Origin of the sequence: Heyndrickxia sp. FSL W8-0423 (assembly GCF_038009395.1) — a bacterium.
Lineage (GTDB): Bacteria > Bacillota > Bacilli > Bacillales > Bacillaceae_C > Heyndrickxia > Heyndrickxia sporothermodurans.
The window spans coordinates 1,484,399-1,508,759 of sequence record NZ_JBBPBE010000001.1 but is presented as its reverse complement, the minus strand read 5'-3'; the positions used below and the strand labels follow the sequence as shown (position 1 = coordinate 1,508,759).

The window sequence follows — 24,361 nt, the reverse complement described above, 5'->3', positions numbered from 1 at the left end:
TTTAATCTCTCATTTTCGGATCAAATGCATCACGTAGTCCGTCTCCGATTAAGTTACTTGCAACTAAAATAATACAAATGACAATACATGGAATAATCATTAAGTGAGGTAAGAACTGGAATGTTTTATATCCATCCTCAATCAATGTTCCTAAAGATGCTTTAGGTGCTTGTAAACCAATACCGATAAAGCTTAAGAATGCTTCAAAAAATATCGCACTTGGAATTGTAAACATCGTATTGATGATTATAACCCCTGATAAATTTGGTAATAAATGTTTAAATAAGATTCTGCTATTTGATGCGCCAAGTGTTTTCGATGCCATGACATATTCTTGGCTTTTTAGTTTTAATACTTGTCCACGGACGACCCGTGCCATTCCTATCCATCCTGTGATAACCATGGCAACTGTTATTGATAATATCCCCGGTTCCATAATTAATAGCATGAGAATTACAACAATTAAATTTGGAATACCAGAAAGCACCTCTAAAATACGTTGCATCACGTTATCTACTTGTCCACCTTTAAACCCTGAAACAAGTCCGTATGTTACTCCGATTATCATATCGATAAGCGCAGCTAGGAAGGCAATATATAATGAAACCCTTGTTCCAAGCCACACCCGTGAAAATAAATCCCGTCCAAGACCATCTGTTCCAAACCAATAATATTCTTTGATATGTTGTTCTTTATATATATTGGTTTCAACGCCGCCAATTTTTTGACTGCCATCAAATATTCCAATTTTCTCTAAGCCAGGTATTCTAGGAGGCAGGTTGGCATGAGATGTATTTTGTTCAGTTGGACTAAAGTGTGATAGGTGTGGTCCAATAATAGCCATAATAATGATTAATACTAAAAGGACTAAACTAATAATCGCTCCTTTATTCTTCCGTACACGGAGCCAGGCATCCTTTGCGAATGAAAGCTGAGGTTTAGCAATTACTTCACTTTCATGTGGATTCACTGGAGCGGGCTCGAACATTTCTTTCGGTATTTTTTCTAACGTTTCAGCCATTATTTTTTCCCTCCCGCTACACGAATTCTCGGATCAATTATTCCGTAAAGAATATCGACAATCAAAATAATTACTGTTAATAAGAATGCAAAGAAAATGGTTGTTCCCATAATGATTGGAAAGTCATTCGTTTGAATTGATTTAACAAACTGCTCGCCGATTCCAGGTATCGCAAAAATTTGTTCAACAACCATGGAACCTGTCATTAAACCAACCGCCATCGGTCCTAATACCGTAATTAACGGAATCAGTGCATTTCGGACAGCATGTTTAAAAGAAATTTCCATTTTTGAATTTCCTTTGGCTTTTGCTAATGTTATATAATCTGAACTTAATACTTCAATCAGCTCTGTCCTCATGAACCGGGCAGCTGTTGCGATTGGGAAAATAGCCAATGCGATAGTAGGCATAATTGATGAGGCAAAACTATCCCATGAGGCCACTGGGAGCCATTCTAACTTAACTCCAATGATATATTGTAGTAGTGCAGCAAATACGAATGATGGGATCGATTTTCCTAACACTGCGAGGAATGTACTACCATAATCAATCCATGTATTTTGAAACATTGCTGCTAAAACACCTAGTAATATTCCGAAAATCGTTCCGATAAACATCGCTTGAAAGCCTAGCTGTATGGATGGTCCCATTCGATTGATGAGCAGTTTCGTAACCGGCTGATTATCAAATTGGAATGATACCCCTAAATCACCCTTTACAATGTTTAACATATATCTTCCGTACTGAACTGGAATTGGGTCATTTAATCCATACTTTTCTTGAAGGATGATCTTTTGTTCGTCAGATAGCTTTTCTTCTGCTCGAAACGGTGTACCCGGCAAAAATTTCATCAAAAAGAAAGTAAATGATGAAATAATAAACAAAGTAAGAATTAAATAAACAATTCTTTTTGAAATATACTTTGCCATCAAGCATACCTCCTAATCCAAATAATTTAAAATCTTCTAAATATGGTGATATATAAAGGGGAAAAGAGAGTAATCTTTTTATTGTAAAAAGATACTCTCTTTTTTAAGACCCTTAGTATATCCTATTGTCTATCTTCTTATTTTTCGATTGTTACATTTTTCAACGTATAATCTGGTCCAAATAAGTGTTCTTCAAAACCTTTCACATAAGGCTTAACTAATTTCAAATGGCCTCTTTGATAAATTGGGGCAATTGCTGCATCTTCTTGAACTAAAATCTTTTCAGCTTGTAGCAATGTTTCCCAACGTTTTTCAAGGTCATTTCCATATTTCACTTTTGCATCATTGATTAATTGATCATATTTTTTATTTGAGTAACCTGTTTTGTTGTTTCCACCATTAGTTACAAATAAATCAAGATATGTCATTGAATCTAAATAATCTGCTCCCCATCCAGCCATTTGAATTTCATAATCTTGCTTGTCTTGTTTTTGGATACGGATTTTAAATGGAACATTAGTTAATTTAATTGTTAATCCTGGTAAATTCTTTTGTAATTGATCTTGGAAAAATTCACTTGTTTTCTTCGCAGTTTCAGTATCATCACTTAATAATTCAATTGTTAAGTTTTTCACGCCTAATTCTTTTAAGCCTTTTTCCCAATATTCTTTTGCTTTTGCTGTGTCATAAGTTAGTAAATCTCCACTTGCATCACGGAAATCTTTACCATTCAATTGATGTACACCTTTAGGAACTAATCCGTTACTTGGGAAAGAACCATTTGAAAGAACTGTATCTGTATAAGCTTTCTTATCAAATGCCATTCCTAAACCTTTACGGATATTTTCATTTGCTAAAGGAGTTTTCTTTCCATTGCGTACTTGGTTAAATTTCAAATACCAAGAGCTTGATTCGACCATTTTTACTGCATCTTTATTGTTTGCATATTGTTTTGCATATTCAGCACTTAACGCTGCTGTTAAGTCAGCTTTACCAGTGTTATATAGGTTAACTGCTGTATTTGGTGTTTTTGCTACTTGTACATTTACTTCTTTTAATTTTACATTTGCTTTGTCATAATAATTGTCATTTTTTACATATTTCCATGTTAAACCTGTTCCATCCCAATTTTTTAATACAAATGGACCATTTGCAAGCATGTTGTCACTGTTTGTACCGAATTTATCGCCTTTTTCCGTAACGAATTTTTCATTTAACGGAGCAAAAGTAGCAAACGCTAGTAATGAATCAAGATATGGAACTGCATTTTCTAGTGTAACTTTTAATGTATTGTCATCAACAGCTTGTACACCTAGTTGGTCAGGTTTTGCTTTTCCGTTCATAATTTCAGATGCATTTTTTACTACACCTTGAAACATGTACGCATATTGAGCACCTGTTTTAGGATCTACTGCTCTTCTCCAAGAGAAAACAAAATCTTTTGCTGTTACAGGGTCACCGTTAGACCATTTAGCATCTTTGCGAATTTTAAACGTATAAACTTTCCCATCTTTACTAATTTCAGGTTTTCCTTCTGCAAGTGCTGGTACCGGAACATCTTTGTCATTTAATGTATAAAGACCTTCTAATGTTTGTCCGAATACGATGAAACTTGCTTGGTCTGTTGCTAATGTTGGATCTCCTGTTGGGATTTCCGCAGTCTCAATCATATTGAGAACTTGGTCATTTTTTGACCCGCTATCGCCATTGCTTGAGCTTTTCTTATCGCTTCCCGCACCACATGCCGAAAGTACTAATGCAAGTGATAGGGCAATAGCAGTAAATAGATAAAATTTTGACTTTTTCATTTACTTGTCCCCTTTTTCTTTTATTGAAAAGATTCTAAAAAGCTTTTCTATTAATATTATATAATATTATTCTGATTTGTACATTATTTTAAAAAACATTTTTAACTTTTTTATGACATATTTATAGGCAAAATTACATTTATCTTCTATTTTTTACACTTTTCAATCGAAATATCGTTATAAATGTCGAAATATTGTTTTATATCAAAATGGTTTTAATTTTATTTCACAAAAGTTTTGTTTTAATTTTTATATTTTTTACTATATAATTTTCATTATCTTTATCTCCTCTTTTCCATTTCTTTTATTGAAAGGAATGATTCGATTGGTTAAAAAATATGTTATATGGGTGATTGTTTCACAAATAGTTGTCTTTCTGTTTTCTTTGGTCTTTTATCACTCCATTCATTTATTGGCATATATTAATGTTTCCTTTGTTGTCGGTGCTCTTCTTATATTAATAGCTTTAACAGGCTACATTATAAATAAAGGATTTTTTGATATTGTATTTGCTAGTTTTCAGCAAATGTTTAGTAAAATGAACGATGAAGAACGGAGACCATTGTCAAAATTAATTCCATTAAGGTACCTTTTACCATTTACCGTGGGATTGGTTACGATTGTTTTAATGATCATTGCACTGTTCGTATATTATGGATAACAAAAAGGCGATTGGCGCACCAATCGCTTTTTTTGTTTACTTCTTAGTATAAATGCAAATCGCATCCCTCAAAAATTCGGTCATTCCTGGTTGCTTTTCATAGTATGATTTAAATCGTTCATCATCGACATACATTTGTGCAAGTCCTGCGTGGGCTTCTTTGCTGTATTCTTTCCAAGTAAAGGTCAACCATTGTTTATGCAAGTCTGCTGTTTTTTGTGCAAGCTCACTTGATGGATCACCCGTAGCGAAAGCTTCTACTAACGTTTCTATTACTTGTTTCTCTAGTTTTGTGAATCTTTCATATTGATCTTGAGTCATATTCATGAACTTTGCATTGGATTGGTCAATTGTTTCATTTCCGTACTTCTTTCGAACTTCATCACCGTATTTTTCTTCATTTTCCTCAATCATTTTTTTCTTAAAGCCCTCAAATTTCTCTTGATCCGTCATTTTTCTTCTCCCTTCCTTATAGCTAATCGTTTTATTTACATTTTCAATTAATAAATCTAGCTGTTTTCTTTTTTCGAGGAGTTTCTCACGATGATCCTTTAGTGCCTTTGTACTATCAAAGCCAGGAGTGTTCATGATCATTTTTATGTTTTCTAAACTAACACCTAATTCCCTGTAAAATAGAATTTGCTGCAGTCTGTCAACCTCAGTTTGCCCATAGATTCGATACCCTGATGAATTCATCCTTGCCGGCTTAAGAATGTCGATTTCATCATAATATCGAAGGGTTCTTGTACTAACTCCTGCTAATTTCGCTAGCTTTTGCACCGTATATTCCAACTTGATCACCTCCTCTTAATGTAAAGGTACACCTTTACGCAACGTTAATGTCAAATACTTTTTAATAAATTTTATAAGTAATACCCATTTTTTTGACATGGTTTGTCCTCTTATTCATATATTCAATTAAAGGAGGGATGACCATTCATACGAAAATCATTCGGTATTTAGTCGGTTATATTTTTATTACATCTGGAGTAATGAAAATAGTTAGTGAAGATTTGGGGAATTATTTTACTAGCTTAGGATTGCCTTACCCAATTTTACTAATGAATGCAGTAGCGATAATAGAACTTATTTGTGGAATCCTTATTTTAGCAAATAAATGGGTTAAACAAGCATCTATTCCGTTAATGGCCATTATGATTGCGGCAATCCTTTTAACAAAAGTGCCGATATTGCATACAGGATTGATTGCCTTTGCGTTCAATGCCAGGTTGGACATTATTATGCTGGGTCTATTAGCGATTCTTTACAAACAAGATATGAAAAACGTCCCTTTCAAATAACTGAAAGGGACGTGTAGTACAAATATAGTATTATTCGCTCAAATCTACATTATGATAAACTTGTTGAACATCTTCCAAAATTAAACGAAAAGTATTGATATATCTATATTTATACTTTTCACTTTTTGTATGAATTTTATAACATTAATTATAATTTATGTGGTGGGTTTTTACAATAGTTAAATTTCTGTATATCATATTATTTAAACTCTCTCACAAGTCAAAATCAATAATCCCTTTTTAGTCCTATCTTGGTTTCTAACTTTCCAATTTAAATCCATTAAACTAAAAGTATTATTTACTGTAAACTTTCCCCTATTAACTTCATTATCCTGTGCAATCACAATAATTTGATTTTCCGCAACTAATAACTGACTACCTGTAATACTAAATGTTTTATTTTCTACTATTGCAGGAATAAATATGGGATCACCTACAATTGTAATTGTGATTGGGTCACCAAGCCTATCATAGACAATATTCCCATTCTCATCCCTCATGAAGTCCTCAATTACTTCACCAGGAAACTCAATCACATAATTACAATGCCTAATCTTAGCTTTATATTTACTGTGACGTTTAGTTATGCTTTCAGTTAATGATAAATACTTCTCATCATCTAATGTAACTAAGTCACCCATATGGACACCTTCAAGCGTATGTATAAACCGTTCTTCATTCTCTGTTAAAGGTGAAGTTGTAACAATTGCTTGACGTTCTGCATCATTAATTAATACAGTTTGACTAGCCATATTAAATATAGATTCTATATCATCTTGATTAATTTCAAATAAATTCATTTTTCAACCTCCTAATCACCAAACGTTTTGTCAAAACTTTTATATAAAATAGGCTATAAACTACCTTAATAGAGGGATTTTTGAGCAAAAAAATTGCCACCCCCCTAAATCTAAGGATAATTGAGGTTACCACACACCCAACAACCTTAGAAAAGGAAGTGACAAGTTGTACCCTCAAATTATAACCTATTTACTAACTTTTATAAAATTCCAAGAACAAATAATTCGAACATTACTCACCCTACTTATTGGGAAGAGTATGTTTGATAAACCGAAAGATCAGCAGCCTGTTAACAAACCTTATCGAAAACTACAAGTTGATGATCTTCCCATTATCGAAATCCCAGAAAAGCTGAATTATCGAAATCTCCTAACGGAGTACCAAGAGAAGCATGGGAAATCTCTTAAACCCGTTCGAAGACACAAGAACGCAAAAGTGTCGGTACCTAAAGGAATGAAATGTCCTAAGTGTGGTGCACCATCTGATTATCTTTATGCCAATAATGGTGATAAGGGACAGTATCAATGCAAGGTATGTTCTTGCCTTTTCAGCGATAAGAATCGTTTTTCGAAAGAGGCCATTTTGAAATGTCCTCATTGTTCTAAAACACTCGATAAGATCAAGGAGCGAAAAGATTTCGATGTGTTTAAGTGTAAAAACGACGACTGTCCGTATTATCAAAAGAAATTAAACGGTATGTCTTCCAAAGAAAAGAAACAGTTTAAAAAGGATCCCCAGTCGTTTAAGTTAAGGTATATTTTTCGCCAATTCCACATTGATTTTCAACCATTATCCAAGAATTCACCGGAGTTGCCAGTTGTTGATCTGTCTAGAATCTATGCTTCTCCGCATACGTTAGGTTTGATATTGACCTACCATGTGAATTACGGTCTTTCCGCAAGAAGGACCGCTGCCCTTATGCAGGATGTTCACGGTGTAGCTATTTCTCATCAGACGATATTGAACTACGAAAATAGTGTGGCTCTTTTACTTAAACCTTACGTGGATCACTATCCTTATGAGCTTTCAGATCAATTCTGTGGTGACGAAACCTATATCCGGGTCAATGGAAAATGGCATTATCTCTTTTTCTTCTTTGACGCGGTGAAAAAGATCGTCCTTTCGTACCGAGTGTCGCCTAATCGTGATACAGCATCCGCCATTCAAGCGATAAACGACGTCCTACTGAAGATGGAAGAGATCCCTGAAAACCTTACATTCGTAGTAGATGGAAATCCAATCTATCTTCTAGCCCAGCATTTCTTCGCTCAGAATGATATTTCTTTCGATGTGAAGCAAGTAATCGGGCTGACAAATGAAGATCCCATCTCAACCGAATACAGACCGTTAAAACAGATTATCGAAAGACTGAATCGCACATTTAAAGGAAATTATCGCTCTACACAAGGATTTGGATCGGATCATGGATCTGTTTCTTTTGTCACCTTGTTTGCGGCGTATTTTAACTTTCTACGACCACATGCATCCCTAGAGGGCAAGGTACCCGTTGTGAATCCAAAGTTATCAGGACTTCCTACCATGCCTGCGCGTTGGACAAAGCTCATCGAGTTAGCTCAACGATGGATAGTCGAACAAAGATCCGCCTAACTTTTTGTTTAGCAGAGCCCTTGGACCATTTAGCAATCGGCGGAGCGAACTCTTGACAAACCGAACTTGCCAATGGTTTAAAATGAAAATACCAAGGGCTTATTTGGTATGCCTTCTTTTTGTCCCCTTCGCCCTTGTTAACCTTGGATCAAACCATTGGCGTGTTTGTCAAGAGCGATTGCGGGAGCTCCCCACCTAATAAATGGAAAGTAACCTAAACAACTATTTAGTTTTCATAGAACTTTTTACAATACCTCACCAAACAACATGAAAAAGTTAGATTCATTTGCTATTTGGTCATCTGTCTTTAATGTACGAATTTTACGTTCTAATTGGTCAATACGTGATTGTATAGATTCAGCAAAATCGGATATAGTTGTATCATCCATCTTAATTGACTTCATTAAGGTTGGATTATTGGCAACTGATTCAAGAATAGATAACGCTGACCGGTAAATATTACGCTTACTTGTGGCTGATTGTGGGTTATATTCTTCAAATGGCTGCATGTCGTTTTCTTGGAGGTATATAGTTAATTCTGATTGAGATAAATTGATTCCTTTTGTTTCTAATTCTAAGCGTTGTAGGTTGTTCATAATATCATCCCTTTCTAATAAAAGTAAAAACACCCACTAAATTAGTGAGTGCTGGAAAATTAATAAATTCTTTCTATTTTATATATAATAGTTTTTTCATTTGGTAATATATACGATTGTGAACGAGCATCCCTTGTATGTACAAAAGTTTCTGTTCTATCTAATACCTTATATTTCGTTTCCGTATTTGAACTATGGAATTGAGATGACTCTTGACATAAAATAACTACATTATCTTTAAAATATATAATGCTTGTTATTTCTCTTTCTGTATATATTTCCCCAACTTTCAAATCATTTAATATTTCATCTTCAAAGAAACTCAATTAAATATCTTCTCCTTTACATTGACTTTCTATAAGAATATAAAACACTTTATAATTTTATTTCTAAAGTAGAAACCGTAGCAGGTAGACTCATTATATCAATATTTTCATCATCCTTTGAATAAGAAGCTATTCCAGTAAATTCTGATACTTTAATTTGAAAATCACCAATTTTTAATACTGTATTTTCGTCAACCTCTAACTTTTTCGTAATTTCATGATTCTGTTCGATAACTATAATTCTCTTGGACATGAAAGCACCTCCCTTCGATCTACTACTTTCGACACAAAGGGAGATAATTCCTCTTAATATTCTTTTAATTCCTGTATTGTTGCTAATACAATATTTCGACCATTAAACTCATAATATACTTTATTATCATCTGAAAATGAGTGATAGGTGTTTACTTGAATATATTCTTTTGCTTTCTTAAATGTTTCTGCTTCAACTATTCTTTCAACTGTGATATTGCCGACTAGATGATATGTAATTTCAAACTTTCTCATTAATTATTCCTCCAATTTGATTAATTTTATAGGTAGATTTTTCCCTACTTTTTCTGGGTGTGTAAAATGACATGCTGCGACACTCATTTCCATTAATTGGGGTATCGAGTGTTATAATTCATCTAATAAAACCAAAATTTTATTCAAAATTACTTATACAATATTCATTTTAGGTTTACATAATACTGATTCTAGGAAGTTGACCATTTCTCAAACCCTTGATAACACTACATTTCACAAAGTCCAAAATTTATCAAATATACACTATTTTATACATCGTTGATTTACCAACGTTTATAGGCATTAATAAGTTTGTGAATTGGTTATAGAATGTATAAACTTTTAATTTGAGATATTCAATTGGATAATAAAATTTCACCCAATATACATGAAGCCACCCACCAATACCACTATTAAAAAATTAATGGATGACCTCATATAATAACATGGGCGAAAAAACCAATATTATCACTAATATGTCAACTGTTGATTTAATAAGGTTTACATTAAATTGTCAAGTATGTTTACTTTACACTAATATCAATTTTGTTGTTCCCACTATCTACCTTTTCAACATCAACACTAGCTAATCTTTTTAACTCCGTTGCTACATCATTCACATACGGATTCTTGGCAAGTATCGTTTCTAAACTGATCGCTTCCATACCATTTAATTTCTCAAGGTTCTCAATTGTTTCCTTATCATTGCTTGGCATATTATAATGGAATACAAAGTCTAATGTATCAAATGATTCATCATCAAATGTCACACCTTGTAAGCCTAACAATTGTCTGATCTTCTCATTCCGTTGCTCTATACCTTCCCTTATATATTGTTCATTTAATCCTGCCTTAACGTTTGCCAATGAGAATAATAACCTTATAGATACCTCTGACAAATTGGACACATCTGTCTTGTTCATTGATACCGCAGGTGTACTTGATGTATCTAACAATGCTTGGAGCAATGTCTTATAGATTGTCTCAAATGATTTATAATCCAATTTATTACTTACAAAGTCAGCGTCTGCCCCATCATCAAGATTGATTCCCTTACCAATTACCTCACTAGGCAATGATTCACCCTTTAATGTCTGTCCTTTAGTAACAAATATCGGATCAATAAACTTGTAAAATGAATCAGTATATTTACTAATCAAGTCCTCCATACTGTCCAATATTTCAATCCAATCATCTAATTCACTTCTACCCTCAACATCTGATAATTCATTATCATTATGATAAACAATAGGCAATCCACTAAGAGATACCTTTCTATCTACTAATCTTAATGTGCTACCTTCATTATCATATTTATCAACGTATTTATCAGTAAAAACTGTATAATATTCAATTCCATCATTAGCATACGCTTCAATGAACGCAATCAAATGATTTTCATGGTCATAAACTGGATAACCTTCACTAGAATCAATTAATTTTGATTTAATTACTCCATTGTCAATGTAAACATACTCTGCTACTTGTCCATATTTTAACACCTTGTCCAATATCTTTTGATTCAAACGATCATATTTACCCTTCTTATTCACCTTCAAATATTCACTAACAACCTTTTCATTCCCAGTGAATGTGATTGGATTCCCTAATAAATAATTCTGTTGAAATGAAAGAAGAGTTTTCGCATATTGAAGGACTATCCTTCTAGGAGTAAATTCTTTCCCATTATATTTATAGCTAGTCCTTTGCTTAATCTTATGACTTCCATTTAGATATTCCTTTTTGGACATTACATCTAATACACGTTGCTGATTACTAATTGATTTGACTTCCTCTATAAACCAATCACTAGCATTATCATATTTTGATTTAATATATTCCTGTAGTTTATCAGTCAATTCTTATTCCTCCTTTACAAAATAAAAAGGCTAAGTTCCCGATTTAACCTAACCTCAAATATCCACATAATATTTACTTTGTTTCATTGCTTGACAACACATTGCAGTTGCAATTACTAAGTCATCATGTAAATTAGTACCCTTTTTATTTCCCATTTTCCCTTTAACTTCTTGATAAATTTTCATTTCCTCCAATGTCTCAACACATTCAATATTAATCATGCCTAACTCAAAGTTTTCCTTTAAGTCATTAATAATAATCGGCTTTGTGGTTGTAGTAGTCATAAAACCAAGTTGTAATTTCTTCTTACCCTTTTGGTCGAATATCTTCTGCTTTAATAGATTCAAATAACCATACTCTTTACGCAACTTTTCAAGTAGTGGTAAACCATAACTATTTCTTTCCACACAAATAAAGGCATAATTAAAAAACCTGCCTAAACTGTTCAAGATTTCCGCAAACTTATAGACAGGGACATCATTTGCATAGAATGAAGCCATTTGTTGACCTTCTGCATTATAGATAGCCATTGTACTATTATCATTCTCTCCACCAGTACCCGAAGCAACGTCAACACCTGCATAATGTTTAATTGATCTTTTAGGTAGATGGTAGATAAATAGATTTTTATTGATGTATGGTTTCAACGTGTCCGGTAATTCGTCATATATTTCCTTAGTTTCCAACGGGGGAATGACATTTTGCAATCTTTCAATGATCTTTTTAGTATCAAATACTGCATTGTTACTTTCTGCAAATGCTTCATCTGGAGTAGTGGGAAATTCCCTCATAAACTTTTCCAATGAGTTTGTTTCAATATAATACCTTCTGAACATCAATTGTCTGAAACTTGCTTTATAGTTATCCCTAAGTATCATTTCATCGTGTTCTAAGTCCTTAGTGGACATTCTAGCCCCTTTGTTATGTAACTTGAACCATGGTCTCGGCTTCATCAAAACTATGCTTAAATTGGTCACTATAAGCCTTTGCAAGCCAACTATAAAAGTGTGCTTTCCATACAGATTCTTTACCTCGCCATGCCTTTACAAACATTTCTTGATACACGTTATATCCCATTGCAGTAGATTCAATTATGATCTTACTGTTTGGATTCTTAGCCAATGCAGGAATAGAAGTAGCTATAATTTCCTCTTGTGCTTCATTAGGATACTTAGCCATTTCTGAAAGGTGAATTAATTCAAATGTATTACCCGAAATAGAATCTTCACCGCCAGCAGTAGCAACTTGAATCCTACTACCGTTTTCAAAATATATTTCATCCCTGTTGCTAATTAATTTTTTAGGGAACAATTCACCATACTTATCATGAGGTAATGAAGCGTACATTTTATTAATACGTCTTAATAATGACTGTGTCACCTTGTTATGGTGAGTCATCATTAAATAGTTTGTATCAGGTTTAGTACATGCTGAATACAACATATAAGCCAATGACCACGTTGTAAAGCCAATCTGTCTCCCTTTCAGAATGATATTATATTTAGTCATTTCATTTGTGAATTGTTCCTGTTCGGGATTTAAAATAAATGGAATTGTTTCTCCATTGTTATCAATTATCTTAATGAAATTCTTAAAGAATAATCTAGGATCATCTAATACTTTTTGCAACTTCTTATTTTTACTTTTTACCGCCACTATCTCACCTCCAATAAAAAAAGAAGGACTAAATATAGTCCCCCTACGTCAAATTTGACGGCCAGTTATTCAATTCATAAAAACTAAATTGCTTATAAACGCCCATAGCAACATTAGAAAGACATTTCAACCAGTAACCCACTTTAATCCAACACTAAATCATCATCTTCCTGTTCATCTTCAACCTTTTCAAATGTCTTGGCTGCAAGTTTAGCATTGGATTGTATATCCTTTTGCATAGACAAAAAGAGACGAATAGATTTCTCGTCTCCATCTTTAGCTTTCTCCGTTACAATTCTATAAATATCGTCAAAGTCATTAGCAACTTTACTTTCTAACAGTAACAATAATAAGTTTTTATATTCCTGTGTGCGTTCCCATCTATGGAATGTATTCAATGATTTTAGTTGTAACATTTTAAGAAATTCTTTTTCTGTTTTCTGTGGTAAATTTTGATTGAATCTAATATCATGTTTCCACTTGAAATATTCCTGCTTTTTATAAGATACATTTTGCAAGGCTTCATGTATGTTCATTATTTATCACCTGCCATTTGATGAAGGATTGATAATATTTCTTCCTCACGTTTTAACTGTTGGTCATTAAGAAGTTGTAAACGTACAATATTGTCGTGTAGATCATTAATATTTTGTTTCATAGCATTGATAAATTGTGCAGATTTCATTATGATTCCTCCTAGATTAAATTTGTGAATAGAAAAAAGGATAGTCCAATGTGAACCATCCTCAAAATTAAAATATTGATAAGATTTCCCCTGGGGGACGGAAGTATATTCTTTGTGAGTGGTTTTTACGAACAAAAATATACTTACAAGGGGGTGTTTTGATCTTAACTATGTAACATATATAGACATTGGGGAAAGCGACAATTCGGGCAAAAAGAGTACCCGAATCTTACGCCTTGCATTTCCCCAAACCCCATTGCACTTATGATTATTTCATTTTATAGGGACAATTTTAATGTCATGCTTTATATAAAGGGTTACATCAATTTTGTCCCAACTTTTAGTTTGCTATTTTTTCAACAATCCAATAACGTACATTTCCACTTTTCTTTGGTAAAATAACAAATGGTAGTTTAATCATTTCCAGTCCTTCGTTGAGTTTCTTATAACTTCTTTGTTGTCTACCATTTACTTTTAAATCAATTTTTTCAATTAACTCTTTTTGATTTTCCTTTAGTAATTTATGACCTATAATAGAGTCCAAATATTCCATTAAATTATTATTCTTATATTCTTCATCAAACAAAACATAATCATAACCTTGATAAGGGTCATAGAATCCAAACATCCTCGCCATAAACTTACAATATCCAAATTCCTCCTTGACCATTTGTTGATACGTTGCACAGTCCATGACATATTTAATGTAAATAAGATAATTAATGTTTAAGTTTACCGTATCTTTTTCCTTGTCTGCTTTGTCAGCATATACTATGCAATATTTATCATAATCTCTAGGATATTTTTCAATATATTCATGTGCAGAATGATCTTTTAAATATCTAGCCATATCCATTCTCTTATTTAATTCGGTAATCATGCCGCCTAATTGCTTATTGTTGACTGATTTAATGTATAGTTCAATCTTATCGTCTTTATCCTGTATTCTTTTACGACCAATACATTGAATAAGAGTTCTAATATCCTTTACATCACAAAATATGCAGTACAAGTCTTTATCAATAATATTTACCCCAGTATCTAAGCATGTTGTTGTAATGAGAATGTTTTCCTCAAATCTTTCTTTTAGTAACATTTGATTTATTTTTTCTTCATCCACATATTTGTAGTATTTGTCATTGTGCTTGGAACAATTGAATAAGCAATGTTCTTTATACTTTTTGTACAAATTGTATGCTTTCTCTGCTGAATCAATAAAGAATATTGCTTTCTTATTTTCATCAATAGCTTGTTGAATAACTTGTTCAAACGTTTCATCTTTGTTGAAGAAAATCAATTTTCTAATAAAGTTGTAATCTATTGATATTTTGTATGGAGTTACGTCTATTTTCTTAAATCCACTTAGATATTTTTCCATTACATCACCTGTGGCACTCATGAATATTCTTATTTTGTCAGTTTGATTAAGAATAGCATTAAGGGAAATATCAGTGTATTTATTGAAATAGTCCTGCATGAAATAATGAAATTCATCACACACAATATATTGGTATTCACTAAAATCAAAGTTTTTATCATATCTAATTTTCGCTTCAATATGTTGATAAGTCTTAATGTCGATTATGTCAGTTTTATAATCCTTTTCAATTTCCATTTGAAACTGATTTACACAATTTGTTCTATGTATAAGGAATAAAATTTTCTTACCTTGTCGCTTTGCATGAGCATATAAACTGACTTTAATAAATCTACTTTTTCCTGCCCCTGTTCCTGCTGAAATCGTGATAATATCTCCGTTGCTCCATTTTTTAATTTCATCTTGCGTTACGACTTCACTTACCCATTTTTTCATTTAATTTCCTCCGATTAATTAATAGAATTAGATATAGAGTGATTGATTATTTGGATTGTGCTTTATATTCATCAAGTGCCTTTTTAAATGGCTCATTAATTTCAAACAAACTAAAAATTTTCATCGTCTTTGGGTCTTGTGCCACTGTGATGTGATGGATTTCCTTAGTTTTTAGAAAATCTGATACTCGTTTGTTGTAGCAAAAAAAGTAATTCTTCATGATTCCACCTCCTAGTTTTTAGAAATAATACTCAACAACATTTAAAACTGCAAACACGAATTCTCTAGTCTTTCAGTATTTTAACGAGAATGTTATTTTTTTCAAATGGAATTAAAAAAAAGAGACGATATTTCATCTCCCCTTTATGCTTTGTATGTATAACTGACATAAGCCTTACTTGTATAAGCTAATGAGATTAATTGATCTCGTTCGGGGACTCTCTGATTAATAGAGTGTCCTGTGCGAATATTCTTTTTAACCAAAGTAAATTCATTATCAGATAACCCAATTTTCCAATCAAAAAAGGATTGCATTTCCTCAAATTTAATATTTGAAGTAAGCAACCCTTGTTCATTGATATGTATTTTTTCATTTAGTTTGTATTCTTCTTGTAAATCATAATAGTATTTCATTGTATTAGCATTTAATCGATCAATAAGTCCATCAAATCCCATTCTTTCCAACCAAGTAGTATGAATATCCTTAAAGAATTTATTACTTGTGTAATGCCCCTTAAATGCAGAATCACATGCAAGTATTAAATCCTTTCCAATATCACTTTTAGGAAGTGGAATATCATAGTAAGCCATAATTAACATTAATGTACTGAATGGATATTTTTTGTAATAGTTATCATTTGCTGTAATATCATAGTAGATATTAGGATTCATCATAAATGGATTGTATGAACTACTGTAATATTGCTTTGTGACATGATTATCAAATGTGCGGACATTCTTAGTGAAAGCCATATCTACACCGATAAGTGGTAAACCTGTTTCTTTTGCTCGAAATGATGATTCAAAATCATAAAAATAGTTTACTTTCCAATTTCCATTTGTTAAATGTTCTAATAAGCTACAACTTAATGCACTGAATCATCACCGACAATTAAATCACGTTCTAAATTTGTTTCTGTTGCCCACTCTGGACACTGTTTTTTCATAAATTCATTCATTCTAATAGTGAAAGAGAGAAAATCTCCCACACTACTTTTAATCTTGCTCTCCCTTTTTTAACCTAACCTCTCCTTTTGCTAGATTAAAAGGAGAGTGGTCATGACGAATTTCTAAATCTATTCACTGTTTCACCTTACCTTTCTCGATTAAATTTTGATTTATTTTTTGTATGTATCTATATATTCTCTATACATTTGAATCTTCTTATCTGACATTTCACAATCACCTGTTTCATAACGTGAAATAAGGCTTTGAGAACATCCTATGTAGCTTGCAATTTTTTGCATTGAAATTTTCTTATGTCTACGTTTGAGAAAATACTCATCCTTTACATTCATTTTTTCTTCTCCTTTGATTAAATAAAAGAACGCTCCCTCAAAGTGAAGGAACGTTCATTGTATGTATTTGATTATGCTACAGTAACTACTGCAACACCTTTCTTGCTACCTACTTTAAGAGTTGCTTCAGCAATTACTTGACCTTTAATTGAATCACCAGTTTTTGCTAATGGCTCAAAGTGAGGTTGACGTAAATAAGCAAGGTCAACATAGTTATCGTTGAATACAACAATCTTATCTGCTGGAACGTGTTTAGATAGTACAAAGTGTACAGTTCCGTAGTTAGTATTGATAGATTCAACCAATAAACCAAATGAAGTAGTTACATGGCTATAACCGTATTTATCTTTGTAAATAGCGTCAATTTGTTCTTTAATATCAGCATTTACAAAAGCATATACAGTACCTTCTGCTAAATCTTGATTCCAAAGATTACGCATAACCTTTTTAACATCATCTTCTGTGACACTTCCTGTCACACTTACAGCATTAGAAGGGTCTGCCATTTCAATTAATCCACTTAGTTGACGTTTGAAAGGTGCTGCAGAACCATCATTACGTAAACCATTGATAAATTTCTTTTCCATATTGATTTTCAATTCAAGTAAACGGTCATTTACTTCTTGTGCAAATTGATTAGATTTCATAGCAACCGCAGTTCCACTGATTGAAGCACCTTTTTTGAAGATTTCAAGAATGTTATTCAATTCTGCTCTAGCAGTTTCGTAGAATACAATTTCATCTGAACCTTCTTTTGCTGATAAATCATCTGCATGGTCAAGTGTCTTTTCTCTCCATGTATACACAGTAGATAAAGCTTTCTCAACGTTTCCTTTAGCCATCAACATAGATGTTAGGGGCGTACTTTGTACTCCGATTACTGCGATTTCCTTAGCAAGTGAAATTTGTTCCATTTCAGTGAAATTTTTAGATGTGAATGTCATATTAAATATTCTCCTCTGACGTTGGTCGTCACCCAATATTTTTAATATAAAAAAGCACCTCAACATATTGTCAAAGTGCTAGTTACCCAAATAATTTACTTAGTTTTGTTGCAATCATGCCTTGTGTATCTTTCTTTGAAGCAAAGACATCATATTCATTTTGTTGCTTGTGATCGTTTGGAACATAACCATTATCAATTTTAATTTGATTAACAATTCCAGTAAGTGAATCAATCACCGTTTTTAATTCCTCTGAATCGCCTACTTTGATGACATCTGCAAATTGTTCTAAACCATTTTCTTTAAGCGTCAAGGAAACTTCCTTGTCAAATAATTCTTGTTGCTTATTTGCTAAAGCTTTTTCTTCATCTGATAAATCTTTAGGTTTGAATTGAAGCAAGTCATCCCTTTCAGTAATGATAGGATTAAGTTCTTTTTCAACCCATTCATTTTTTGCATTGGATAATGCTTCATCTAGTTGTTCCTGTGTAAAACTGATTTCTTCTGCCATGTATCATGACCTCCTATTGATTAAATTTAATTTCAACTCTCCCCCGACTTAAAATCGGTTTAGAATTATAACTGCCAGCAAACTCGAAAATAAATTCGTTCAATTCACTGGCAGGGGTGTAGTCATAAAAATAGACACCAACATTTTCCTTGTTGCTGTCATCTAAGATAAACTGCTCAATTTGTTCCTTTTTGCTATTGTAGATTGTCAATTTAACGTCTGTTGGATCAATTAATTGTCCTGTAAACGTCTTAAAGTGACATTTCAATCTAACTGTATCGCCTTGTAACATTTTAATTCACCTCCACAAATGAAGGATTATTTATTACATCTAACTGTGAGATATTCTCACTGTATGTAGCCATTGAGGGGTTATATATGACACTTGTATAAGCGTTGACTACATTATTATTAAGAGGGATTAAAACGTCTGTATGGGCTTGTATGGGGCTTACATAGGACATTACAATCCTAGTTTCAATCTTCCCTTTTGAATCACTTGGAAACGATACAAACGAATTAATAAGTGTTATAAAAGAGGTTACTTCTAACGTTTGTCCTTTTTGTACTTCTGCACTTGTAACAATTGAATTAATAGAGGATACTACTTCAACTGTTTCTTTTTTTAATATAACTTCATGATTGTGCAAAGCGTGAGATTGAATCGGGGAAACATGTGATTCAAGAGTAATAATCATAAAACATCACCTACGCAATCGCAGGTACTTGTATTTTGTGCTTAATTGTTAATTCATCATTAGCATTTTCAAATGTAAAAGGTTGAAAGTCCTCTGCTGATACTTCATTATCCACATTATCAATAATGACGGAACGTGATACAGTAGTAGGAAGTGTAAAATCTGAACCCTTCAATGTAATAGTTAATTCTAAGGTTTGATTGGATTCGTATTCTGCTTGACGATAGACCGGATCACCATATTTATCATCACCAACATATTCTTCTTTTGTTTTTTTTAAATGAGTCCATTTTACTTTAGTACCATCAAGTGTTAATTTTTTAATTTCAATGTTTTGGTCATTTCGCAATGATACAGTTTTCCAATTTGATGTTATATATGTCCTCAATACAATATAAGCATCCTTATAAGCCCCTAAATGAACTTGGACAATAAGAGTGATTTATTTTATACTGCTTAATGTACCAAGGAGGTTGACATCATGCCAAGAACAAAACATTCAAAAGAATTTAAATTACAAGTCATCAAAGAGGCGATCGATACAGGGAATAAGACCCTAGTAGCTCGTCGTTATAACCTAAATGCCAACATGGTAAGTCGTTGGTGCACCGAATACAAAAATGGCCAGTATGGAGATGTAGATGTTGCCGTAATACCTGATTTTGATCCAAAGGAGATGTCAAAAGAAAACGAAAGACTTAAGACACTGCTAGGCGAAAAAGACCTTGAAATAGCGATTTTACGAGATCTTATAAAAAAGAAAAACCCTCACTTACTGAAAAACTTGAAGTAGCTGACAAATGGATTAATAAAGGCTACTCCGTATCAACGGTGCTAAGAATCATTGGTATTCCTCGTTCCACCTACTATTATCAAAAGAATTACCGGGTGGAAGAGAAAAAAGTGAGTGAGGGGCGTCCGGCACCAGGTTATTCCTTCAAAGAGGACGGTCAAAAGGTATCCGATGAACAGATCAAAGAATTTCTGCTCGAAGAGATTGCCGGCGATGGCTATAACTACGGCTACCGTAAGCTAACTAAGGTCCTTCGTCGAAAATACAACCTTAAAATTAACAAGAAAAAGGTTTACCGATTGTGTAAAGAACTGGGCGTTTTACGTCCGCAACGCAAAAAGAAAGTCTCGTACCCTAGAAAACTAGCACGAAACCGCATCATTAGCTGTTCTAATAAACTTTGGGAGGCAGACATTAAGTACGGTTTCATCGAAGGTGAAGATCGATTTTTCTTTGTCATGTCTATAATCGACGTCTATGACCGAAGCATTGTGGATTACCATATCGGCCTTAGTTGTACAGGCAGCGACGTGATTCAAGCGTTGCAGCGTGCTTTATTTAAACGCCAACAATTCGATAAATTGGAAAAACCTGTGATTCGAACAGACAATGGACCACAGTTTATTTCCCATACCTTTGAGGAGTTTTGTGAAAATTACAAAATTGAGCACGAAAGAATTCCACCGAAAACACCGAATATGAATGCCCATATTGAGTCGTTCCATCGGATCTTTGAGGATGATTGCTTATCCAGATGGCAATTTGAAACATATGCACAGGTCTATGAAGTTGTCACAGAATTCATGGTTTACTACAATGAGAGACGCATGCATTCTAGTATTTTAGACTTATCACCAATGGAATTTTACAAGAAACAAATGCAGGAAAAGATGCAAATCAAAGAGGTTCGGGTTTAATCTGCCCTTCCATTTTTTCTTCCTTTTGTCCCAAAATAAAAACAGCTATTTCTGGAGTGGAATCAAGGGCGACGATAGTCGGGCGAAGCCTTTACCCTTGATGGAATGGAAGAAATGGCTAGACTCCAAAAAGGACAAAAGGAAACGAAAAACAATGTAATTTTAAGAAAAAGCTAGATTAAGAGAGATAGTGTCCAAAATACGGGGGTTAATCCGGATGGACTACCCAATCAAAAAAGGTGAGGTCAAACAATGTCTAAATTATTATGGAAGGTATTAACCTTCATTCAATGTCATTTGAAATGGCACTCAATGAAAATTATTACTGTGTATTCCACTCTGATAAATATACCCTATCGTTCACACATTTAATATAAAAACTAATCAGTAATTTCAACTTCATACATCATCATTGCATTATACACGTTTTCTGCTTTATTAACATTTCCCTTAGAGGGCATCCAACCTTTTCACCAAATGTAGTTATATCAACATTCTTCATAATAATAAAATAACTTTATGTGCTAGAAATGTAATAGTATGAAGGGTTACAAGGTTTTTATAGCTTTCTCGCTTTTTCCTCCTTTAGGGTTAATTAAGGAATACACTTTATAAACGTTGATATTAAAGGGTTTATTCACATTTGATGTTTTCTTATTCTTATACAGTATTGATGTATCAAGGGTTAAGTGTACTTCATTTTGTCACCTTATACTCTATTCTGATAAATACCATCCTATTTCAAAACGATTTGTTTTTTCTTCCTTTAACGAACATTAAGGAAAATATACCCCCACACCCTACGAAAACCATTATATTTATTGACATTTTCACGCTTATTAAAAGTTAATCACTCGATCAAATATTGGAACGTTGTTGATGTACCAAGTGTTCATACGATTCCTAAATGTCCACATTCCGAGCATACCCCAATACGGTATGTTATATTTTATTGGGTTTCCTATTCTGATAAATACCACTCTAAACTTGGACATTTCTAATTTTTCTTGTTCCTTTAACGAATACTAAGGAATTTAACCATTTTTTCCTTTATTTGCAATGATTTATTGATATTGTATAACTCAAAAGTTTTATGGAATGTGGTATCAGATAGGGTTGGGGTGGTTTCTAAACCCTTAACATTTTCACCTGTTCCTCTATTCTGATAAATAACAAGACAAACGCTAACATATCTATTCTGATAAATAACACTAACTGTCCACATTTTGTTTTCTCTATCATAGTAACAGAGGAATCAAAAAACGCTGTAACCGTTGGGGGACAAGGGGTTTGGGAGTTTTAAAAACCGTTACTTTTCTAATTGATTAGATTTCTATTTAGTCATTTTCCTTTAATAACTATTAAGGATTATTGCCTATAAACCTTACTGTATCAAGGTTTATCAAGATGTCAAATGAATTTTAAAGTAAATAGATATTGATATATCAATAGATAGACTAGTTTCTAAACTTGGACATTTTCATTAGTTCTCAGTTCCCCTATTCTGATATATAAGCCCTAATGCGTTACATCAATTCTACGCTCCGTAACCTAACTAATTAATCATAATCTACAAATTGTAAAATCATCCTAATGTATTTACCCTAGCCAACCGATCATGTAATTTTTTCTATTAATTTAACTTGAATTTTAGCAAATAAACTTGACATGGGTTATTTGTCCTTTTACTTTTGGTTGAGGTGTATGGACAACGGCTTTGGGCATAGTTGTTGCCTACTGTCAGATGATAAAAAAATAATCAAGTGACAATAGACAAGCGACTGTTCCTTTTGTATATCGGGTTATGGTATCCGTATTCGTAACACCCTATTTGTCGGTGGATTTTCTCCACAACATTCTACTGCAACAGATAGCCCTAGCAGGTTCAAAACCGACACAATGTCGGTTCTTACTTGTGAATGTCTTGCGAGTATATCTACTCCTATCCTTCCTTCGATCAGCACTAACGTAGCCCTCACGTTTCAGACACAAGCATAAATAGGGAAATGCTTATTGTGTCCTATCCCCATTTTAAGCAATGGCTGGGTCAATACCTGACGATTGATATTTATAGTCGATTTATCGGCAACCTCGACTGAAACACCCTTCCTATTATCGATACTTTAAACCTAGTCATATCAAGGGTTGAAGCCACCTTTCGCGACCGATTTTTGTCCATTTTCACTAAAAAAGACAATAGGAAACTAGACCCCTTGCATTATATTTTTTTAAATTTTATAATGGTAGTTGAATAGGATGTTTCTTATTCAGTTGTAAGTTTTAAGTTTTAAATAGGGAATTTATCGGCTTAGGGATACTCGCAATATCCCTAAGCCATTTTTCTCTTTATTCCATATTATAAAAATAGACCCTATGTCCTAAAAACATAGTAATATCAAGGGGTTTCATGATTTTCTAAATAGAACGTTTAAATTTAGTTGTCATCTTTGATTAACTCCTTTTGATTAGATTATAAATTTGAAAGTGGGCTCGTTGATTTGGCTAATTCAACAATATTTTCGTCATTTAGTGATTGTAAATATCTCGTTGTAATAACCGTTGATTCATGCCCAAGTAACCTGCTCAAACTATATACGTCTAGCCCTAATTTTAATTGTTTCTGTGCGTAATAATGTCTTATAGTGTGTGGACTACAACGAATAGACTCCCTTACCTTTGCTTTCTTACCTGCTTCTTTTATAATCTTTTCAATTGCAGTAACAGTTAATGTCTTTCCATTTCTCGAAAGAAAATAATTGTTATCGATCATTATTTTATCCTTAAAATACTCATGCTTCATTCGTTCGTATTTAATCATGTATTTCTTTAAAATAGGGGAAATTGGTAAATAGCGTTCTTTATTTCCTTTTCCATCAATTTTAACAACTGTATCCATCACATTTAGTTGAGTAAGTGTACACAATTCGAGGTTACGAATACCAATGTCACAGAAGGTCATTAGGATTAGGCGATTACGAATACTCAAATAGTTGTTATTATTAAATACATTTATCATTCGTTTAATTTCATCATCAGTAAACGTCTTGATTATGACCTTTGGTTCACGCATAAATTTAAGAGAAAGAATAGGATTTCTTTTTTCTGCAATATAACCCTCCTCAACTAAAAATCTGAAGAAAGAACGCATACATTTGTGAATTGTGTTAATATACAGTTCCGTTAATCCTTTTTTCTTCAAATTCATTAGATAGGATTTAATATGTTTCGTTGTAACATCCTCTAATTCTTCAATATCAAATTCATTTTTTAGGTAGCTTAGAAATGCCTTGTTGTTGTTTTTGTAACCTTTTATTGTTCTTGGAGAGTAATTTTTGATCTCCAAATCGTACAAAAACTCTTTATAAACATCGTCTAAATACAACAAAAAACCCACCCTTCGTATGAGATT

Annotated in this window: 29 protein-coding genes; 5 read left to right on the top strand and 24 right to left on the bottom strand. The window is 33.0% G+C overall.

Going from position 1 to position 24,361, the window contains the following annotated elements; genetic code table 11:
- Position 1: 1 nt before the first annotated feature.
- The 3 genes from opp3C to MKY81_RS07615 all read right to left on the bottom strand — a co-directional run bounded on the left by opp3C (position 2) and on the right by MKY81_RS07615 (position 3,758).
- Entirely contained in the window at positions 2-1,021 is a 1,020-nt protein-coding gene (gene opp3C / locus MKY81_RS07625) for an oligopeptide ABC transporter permease (protein ID WP_341117362.1), read from the bottom strand.
- The gene (gene opp3b, locus MKY81_RS07620; protein ID WP_341117360.1) at positions 1,021-1,950 is read right to left on the bottom strand and encodes an oligopeptide ABC transporter permease; all 930 of its coding nucleotides are present in this window, start codon (positions 1,948-1,950) and stop codon (positions 1,021-1,023) included. The genes opp3C and opp3b overlap by 1 nt, the downstream gene beginning before the upstream one ends.
- Positions 1,951-2,087: 137 nt before the next feature.
- Positions 2,088-3,758, bottom strand: a complete 1,671-nt coding sequence (locus tag MKY81_RS07615) for a peptide ABC transporter substrate-binding protein (RefSeq protein ID WP_341117358.1) — start codon at positions 3,756-3,758, stop codon at positions 2,088-2,090.
- Between the two features lie 325 nt (positions 3,759-4,083).
- On the opposite strand from MKY81_RS07615, the gene MKY81_RS07610 reads away from it, so the two are divergent.
- The gene (locus MKY81_RS07610) at positions 4,084-4,419 is read left to right on the top strand and encodes a DUF3899 domain-containing protein (RefSeq protein ID WP_341117356.1); all 336 of its coding nucleotides are present in this window, start codon (positions 4,084-4,086) and stop codon (positions 4,417-4,419) included.
- A gap of 36 nt (positions 4,420-4,455) precedes the next feature.
- Here MKY81_RS07610 and MKY81_RS07605 read toward each other — a convergent pair whose 3' ends face one another.
- Positions 4,456-5,211, bottom strand: a complete 756-nt coding sequence (locus MKY81_RS07605; protein ID WP_108070543.1) for a MerR family transcriptional regulator — start codon at positions 5,209-5,211, stop codon at positions 4,456-4,458.
- Between the two features lie 137 nt (positions 5,212-5,348).
- On the opposite strand from MKY81_RS07605, the gene MKY81_RS07600 reads away from it, so the two are divergent.
- Entirely contained in the window at positions 5,349-5,720 is a 372-nt protein-coding gene (locus MKY81_RS07600; RefSeq protein ID WP_108070541.1) for a DoxX family protein, read from the top strand.
- A 203-nt stretch (positions 5,721-5,923) separates the two neighbouring features.
- Here the strand turns inward: MKY81_RS07600 and MKY81_RS07595 are convergent, their stop codons facing one another.
- On the bottom strand, positions 5,924-6,520 hold the full coding sequence (locus MKY81_RS07595) for a hypothetical protein (RefSeq protein ID WP_341117353.1): 597 nt from the start codon (positions 6,518-6,520) through the stop codon (positions 5,924-5,926).
- A 166-nt stretch (positions 6,521-6,686) separates the two neighbouring features.
- Between MKY81_RS07595 and MKY81_RS07590 the strand changes: the two genes are divergently transcribed.
- The gene (locus tag MKY81_RS07590) at positions 6,687-8,129 is read left to right on the top strand and encodes a DDE-type integrase/transposase/recombinase (RefSeq protein ID WP_108073408.1); all 1,443 of its coding nucleotides are present in this window, start codon (positions 6,687-6,689) and stop codon (positions 8,127-8,129) included.
- A gap of 245 nt (positions 8,130-8,374) precedes the next feature.
- Here MKY81_RS07590 and MKY81_RS07585 read toward each other — a convergent pair whose 3' ends face one another.
- From MKY81_RS07585 to MKY81_RS07500, 18 genes are all read right to left on the bottom strand, one after another.
- The gene (locus MKY81_RS07585; RefSeq protein WP_341117352.1) at positions 8,375-8,725 is read right to left on the bottom strand and encodes a hypothetical protein; all 351 of its coding nucleotides are present in this window, start codon (positions 8,723-8,725) and stop codon (positions 8,375-8,377) included.
- Positions 8,726-8,784: 59 nt separating this feature from the next.
- Complete coding sequence (locus MKY81_RS07580) at positions 8,785-9,051, bottom strand: hypothetical protein (protein ID WP_341117351.1); 267 nt, start codon at positions 9,049-9,051, stop codon at positions 8,785-8,787.
- A gap of 49 nt (positions 9,052-9,100) precedes the next feature.
- Positions 9,101-9,304, bottom strand: a complete 204-nt coding sequence (locus MKY81_RS07575) for a hypothetical protein (RefSeq protein ID WP_341117348.1) — start codon at positions 9,302-9,304, stop codon at positions 9,101-9,103.
- A 53-nt stretch (positions 9,305-9,357) separates the two neighbouring features.
- Positions 9,358-9,558 carry a hypothetical protein gene (locus tag MKY81_RS07570; protein ID WP_202299731.1) on the bottom strand — a complete coding sequence of 67 codons (201 nt, stop codon included), beginning with the start codon at positions 9,556-9,558 and terminating at the stop codon, positions 9,358-9,360.
- 524 nt (positions 9,559-10,082) lie between these two features.
- Complete coding sequence (locus tag MKY81_RS07565; protein ID WP_341117341.1) at positions 10,083-11,417, bottom strand: phage portal protein; 1,335 nt, start codon at positions 11,415-11,417, stop codon at positions 10,083-10,085.
- Between the two features lie 54 nt (positions 11,418-11,471).
- Entirely contained in the window at positions 11,472-12,326 is an 855-nt protein-coding gene (locus MKY81_RS07560) for a hypothetical protein (protein ID WP_341117339.1), read from the bottom strand.
- Positions 12,327-12,339: 13 nt separating this feature from the next.
- Positions 12,340-13,074, bottom strand: coding sequence for a terminase large subunit domain-containing protein (locus MKY81_RS07555; protein WP_341117338.1), 735 nt, complete (start codon positions 13,072-13,074; stop codon positions 12,340-12,342).
- Positions 13,075-13,217: 143 nt separating this feature from the next.
- The gene (locus MKY81_RS07550; RefSeq protein ID WP_341117337.1) at positions 13,218-13,610 is read right to left on the bottom strand and encodes a hypothetical protein; all 393 of its coding nucleotides are present in this window, start codon (positions 13,608-13,610) and stop codon (positions 13,218-13,220) included.
- Positions 13,610-13,759, bottom strand: coding sequence for a hypothetical protein (locus MKY81_RS07545; RefSeq protein WP_341117336.1), 150 nt, complete (start codon positions 13,757-13,759; stop codon positions 13,610-13,612). The genes MKY81_RS07550 and MKY81_RS07545 overlap by 1 nt, the downstream gene beginning before the upstream one ends.
- Positions 13,760-14,099: 340 nt before the next feature.
- A complete protein-coding gene (locus MKY81_RS07540) occupies positions 14,100-15,572 on the bottom strand; it encodes a DEAD/DEAH box helicase family protein (RefSeq protein WP_341117333.1) in 1,473 nt (490 codons plus the stop codon).
- 46 nt (positions 15,573-15,618) lie between these two features.
- Positions 15,619-15,792 (bottom strand): hypothetical protein, encoded by a 174-nt coding sequence (locus tag MKY81_RS07535; protein WP_341117331.1) that lies wholly within the window; start codon positions 15,790-15,792, stop codon positions 15,619-15,621.
- A gap of 143 nt (positions 15,793-15,935) precedes the next feature.
- A complete protein-coding gene (locus tag MKY81_RS07530) occupies positions 15,936-16,544 on the bottom strand; it encodes a hypothetical protein (protein WP_341117329.1) in 609 nt (202 codons plus the stop codon).
- Between the two features lie 365 nt (positions 16,545-16,909).
- Entirely contained in the window at positions 16,910-17,089 is a 180-nt protein-coding gene (locus MKY81_RS07525) for a helix-turn-helix domain-containing protein (RefSeq protein ID WP_341117328.1), read from the bottom strand.
- A gap of 71 nt (positions 17,090-17,160) precedes the next feature.
- Positions 17,161-18,033 (bottom strand): SU10 major capsid protein, encoded by an 873-nt coding sequence (locus MKY81_RS07520; RefSeq protein ID WP_341117326.1) that lies wholly within the window; start codon positions 18,031-18,033, stop codon positions 17,161-17,163.
- An 82-nt stretch (positions 18,034-18,115) separates the two neighbouring features.
- Entirely contained in the window at positions 18,116-18,544 is a 429-nt protein-coding gene (locus tag MKY81_RS07515; RefSeq protein WP_341117325.1) for a hypothetical protein, read from the bottom strand.
- Positions 18,545-18,557: 13 nt separating this feature from the next.
- Positions 18,558-18,836: a hypothetical protein gene (locus tag MKY81_RS07510; protein WP_341117323.1), complete on the bottom strand. Its 279-nt coding sequence runs from the start codon at positions 18,834-18,836 to the stop codon at positions 18,558-18,560.
- A 1-nt stretch (position 18,837) separates the two neighbouring features.
- Positions 18,838-19,242 carry a hypothetical protein gene (locus tag MKY81_RS07505; RefSeq protein WP_341117322.1) on the bottom strand — a complete coding sequence of 135 codons (405 nt, stop codon included), beginning with the start codon at positions 19,240-19,242 and terminating at the stop codon, positions 18,838-18,840.
- A 10-nt stretch (positions 19,243-19,252) separates the two neighbouring features.
- Complete coding sequence (locus MKY81_RS07500) at positions 19,253-19,630, bottom strand: hypothetical protein (protein ID WP_341117321.1); 378 nt, start codon at positions 19,628-19,630, stop codon at positions 19,253-19,255.
- Between the two features lie 93 nt (positions 19,631-19,723).
- Here MKY81_RS07500 and MKY81_RS21095 point away from each other — a divergent pair, with 93 nt between their 5' ends.
- Positions 19,724-20,035, top strand: coding sequence for a transposase (locus MKY81_RS21095; RefSeq protein ID WP_066229168.1), 312 nt, complete (start codon positions 19,724-19,726; stop codon positions 20,033-20,035).
- A 38-nt stretch (positions 20,036-20,073) separates the two neighbouring features.
- The gene (locus MKY81_RS07495; RefSeq protein ID WP_373454613.1) at positions 20,074-20,952 is read left to right on the top strand and encodes an IS3 family transposase; all 879 of its coding nucleotides are present in this window, start codon (positions 20,074-20,076) and stop codon (positions 20,950-20,952) included.
- A gap of 2,470 nt (positions 20,953-23,422) precedes the next feature.
- Here the strand turns inward: MKY81_RS07495 and MKY81_RS07490 are convergent.
- The gene (locus MKY81_RS07490) at positions 23,423-24,334 is read right to left on the bottom strand and encodes a tyrosine-type recombinase/integrase (protein WP_341117318.1); all 912 of its coding nucleotides are present in this window, start codon (positions 24,332-24,334) and stop codon (positions 23,423-23,425) included.
- Positions 24,335-24,361 lie beyond the last annotated feature (27 nt).

Excerpts from the sequence above, each read along its gene's own strand:
- MKY81_RS07545 (WP_341117336.1), bottom strand. The coding sequence starts at position 13,759 with ATGAAATCTGCACAATTTATCAATGCTATGAAACAAAATATTAATGAT.
- MKY81_RS07575 (WP_341117348.1), bottom strand. The coding sequence starts at position 9,304 with ATGTCCAAGAGAATTATAGTTATCGAACAGAATCATGAAATTACGAAA.
- MKY81_RS07515 (WP_341117325.1), bottom strand. The coding sequence starts at position 18,544 with ATGGCAGAAGAAATCAGTTTTACACAGGAACAACTAGATGAAGCATTA.
- MKY81_RS07525 (WP_341117328.1), bottom strand. The coding sequence starts at position 17,089 with ATGAATGTAAAGGATGAGTATTTTCTCAAACGTAGACATAAGAAAATT.
- MKY81_RS07540 (WP_341117333.1), bottom strand. The coding sequence starts at position 15,572 with ATGAAAAAATGGGTAAGTGAAGTCGTAACGCAAGATGAAATTAAAAAA.
- MKY81_RS07505 (WP_341117322.1), bottom strand. The coding sequence starts at position 19,242 with ATGATTATTACTCTTGAATCACATGTTTCCCCGATTCAATCTCACGCT.
- MKY81_RS07560 (WP_341117339.1), bottom strand. The coding sequence starts at position 12,326 with ATGTCCACTAAGGACTTAGAACACGATGAAATGATACTTAGGGATAAC.
- MKY81_RS07530 (WP_341117329.1), bottom strand. The coding sequence starts at position 16,544 with ATGGCTTTCACTAAGAATGTCCGCACATTTGATAATCATGTCACAAAG.
- MKY81_RS07520 (WP_341117326.1), bottom strand. The coding sequence starts at position 18,033 with ATGACATTCACATCTAAAAATTTCACTGAAATGGAACAAATTTCACTT.
- MKY81_RS07550 (WP_341117337.1), bottom strand. The coding sequence starts at position 13,610 with ATGAACATACATGAAGCCTTGCAAAATGTATCTTATAAAAAGCAGGAA.
- MKY81_RS07615 (WP_341117358.1), bottom strand. The coding sequence starts at position 3,758 with ATGAAAAAGTCAAAATTTTATCTATTTACTGCTATTGCCCTATCACTT.
- MKY81_RS07570 (WP_202299731.1), bottom strand. The coding sequence starts at position 9,558 with ATGAGAAAGTTTGAAATTACATATCATCTAGTCGGCAATATCACAGTT.
- MKY81_RS07510 (WP_341117323.1), bottom strand. The coding sequence starts at position 18,836 with ATGTTACAAGGCGATACAGTTAGATTGAAATGTCACTTTAAGACGTTT.
- MKY81_RS07600 (WP_108070541.1), top strand. The coding sequence starts at position 5,349 with ATGACCATTCATACGAAAATCATTCGGTATTTAGTCGGTTATATTTTT.
- MKY81_RS07585 (WP_341117352.1), bottom strand. The coding sequence starts at position 8,725 with ATGAACAACCTACAACGCTTAGAATTAGAAACAAAAGGAATCAATTTA.
- opp3C (WP_341117362.1), bottom strand. The coding sequence starts at position 1,021 with ATGGCTGAAACGTTAGAAAAAATACCGAAAGAAATGTTCGAGCCCGCT.
- opp3b (WP_341117360.1), bottom strand. The coding sequence starts at position 1,950 with ATGGCAAAGTATATTTCAAAAAGAATTGTTTATTTAATTCTTACTTTG.
- MKY81_RS07535 (WP_341117331.1), bottom strand. The coding sequence starts at position 15,792 with ATGAAGAATTACTTTTTTTGCTACAACAAACGAGTATCAGATTTTCTA.
- MKY81_RS21095 (WP_066229168.1), top strand. The coding sequence starts at position 19,724 with ATGCCAAGAACAAAACATTCAAAAGAATTTAAATTACAAGTCATCAAA.
- MKY81_RS07595 (WP_341117353.1), bottom strand. The coding sequence starts at position 6,520 with ATGAATTTATTTGAAATTAATCAAGATGATATAGAATCTATATTTAAT.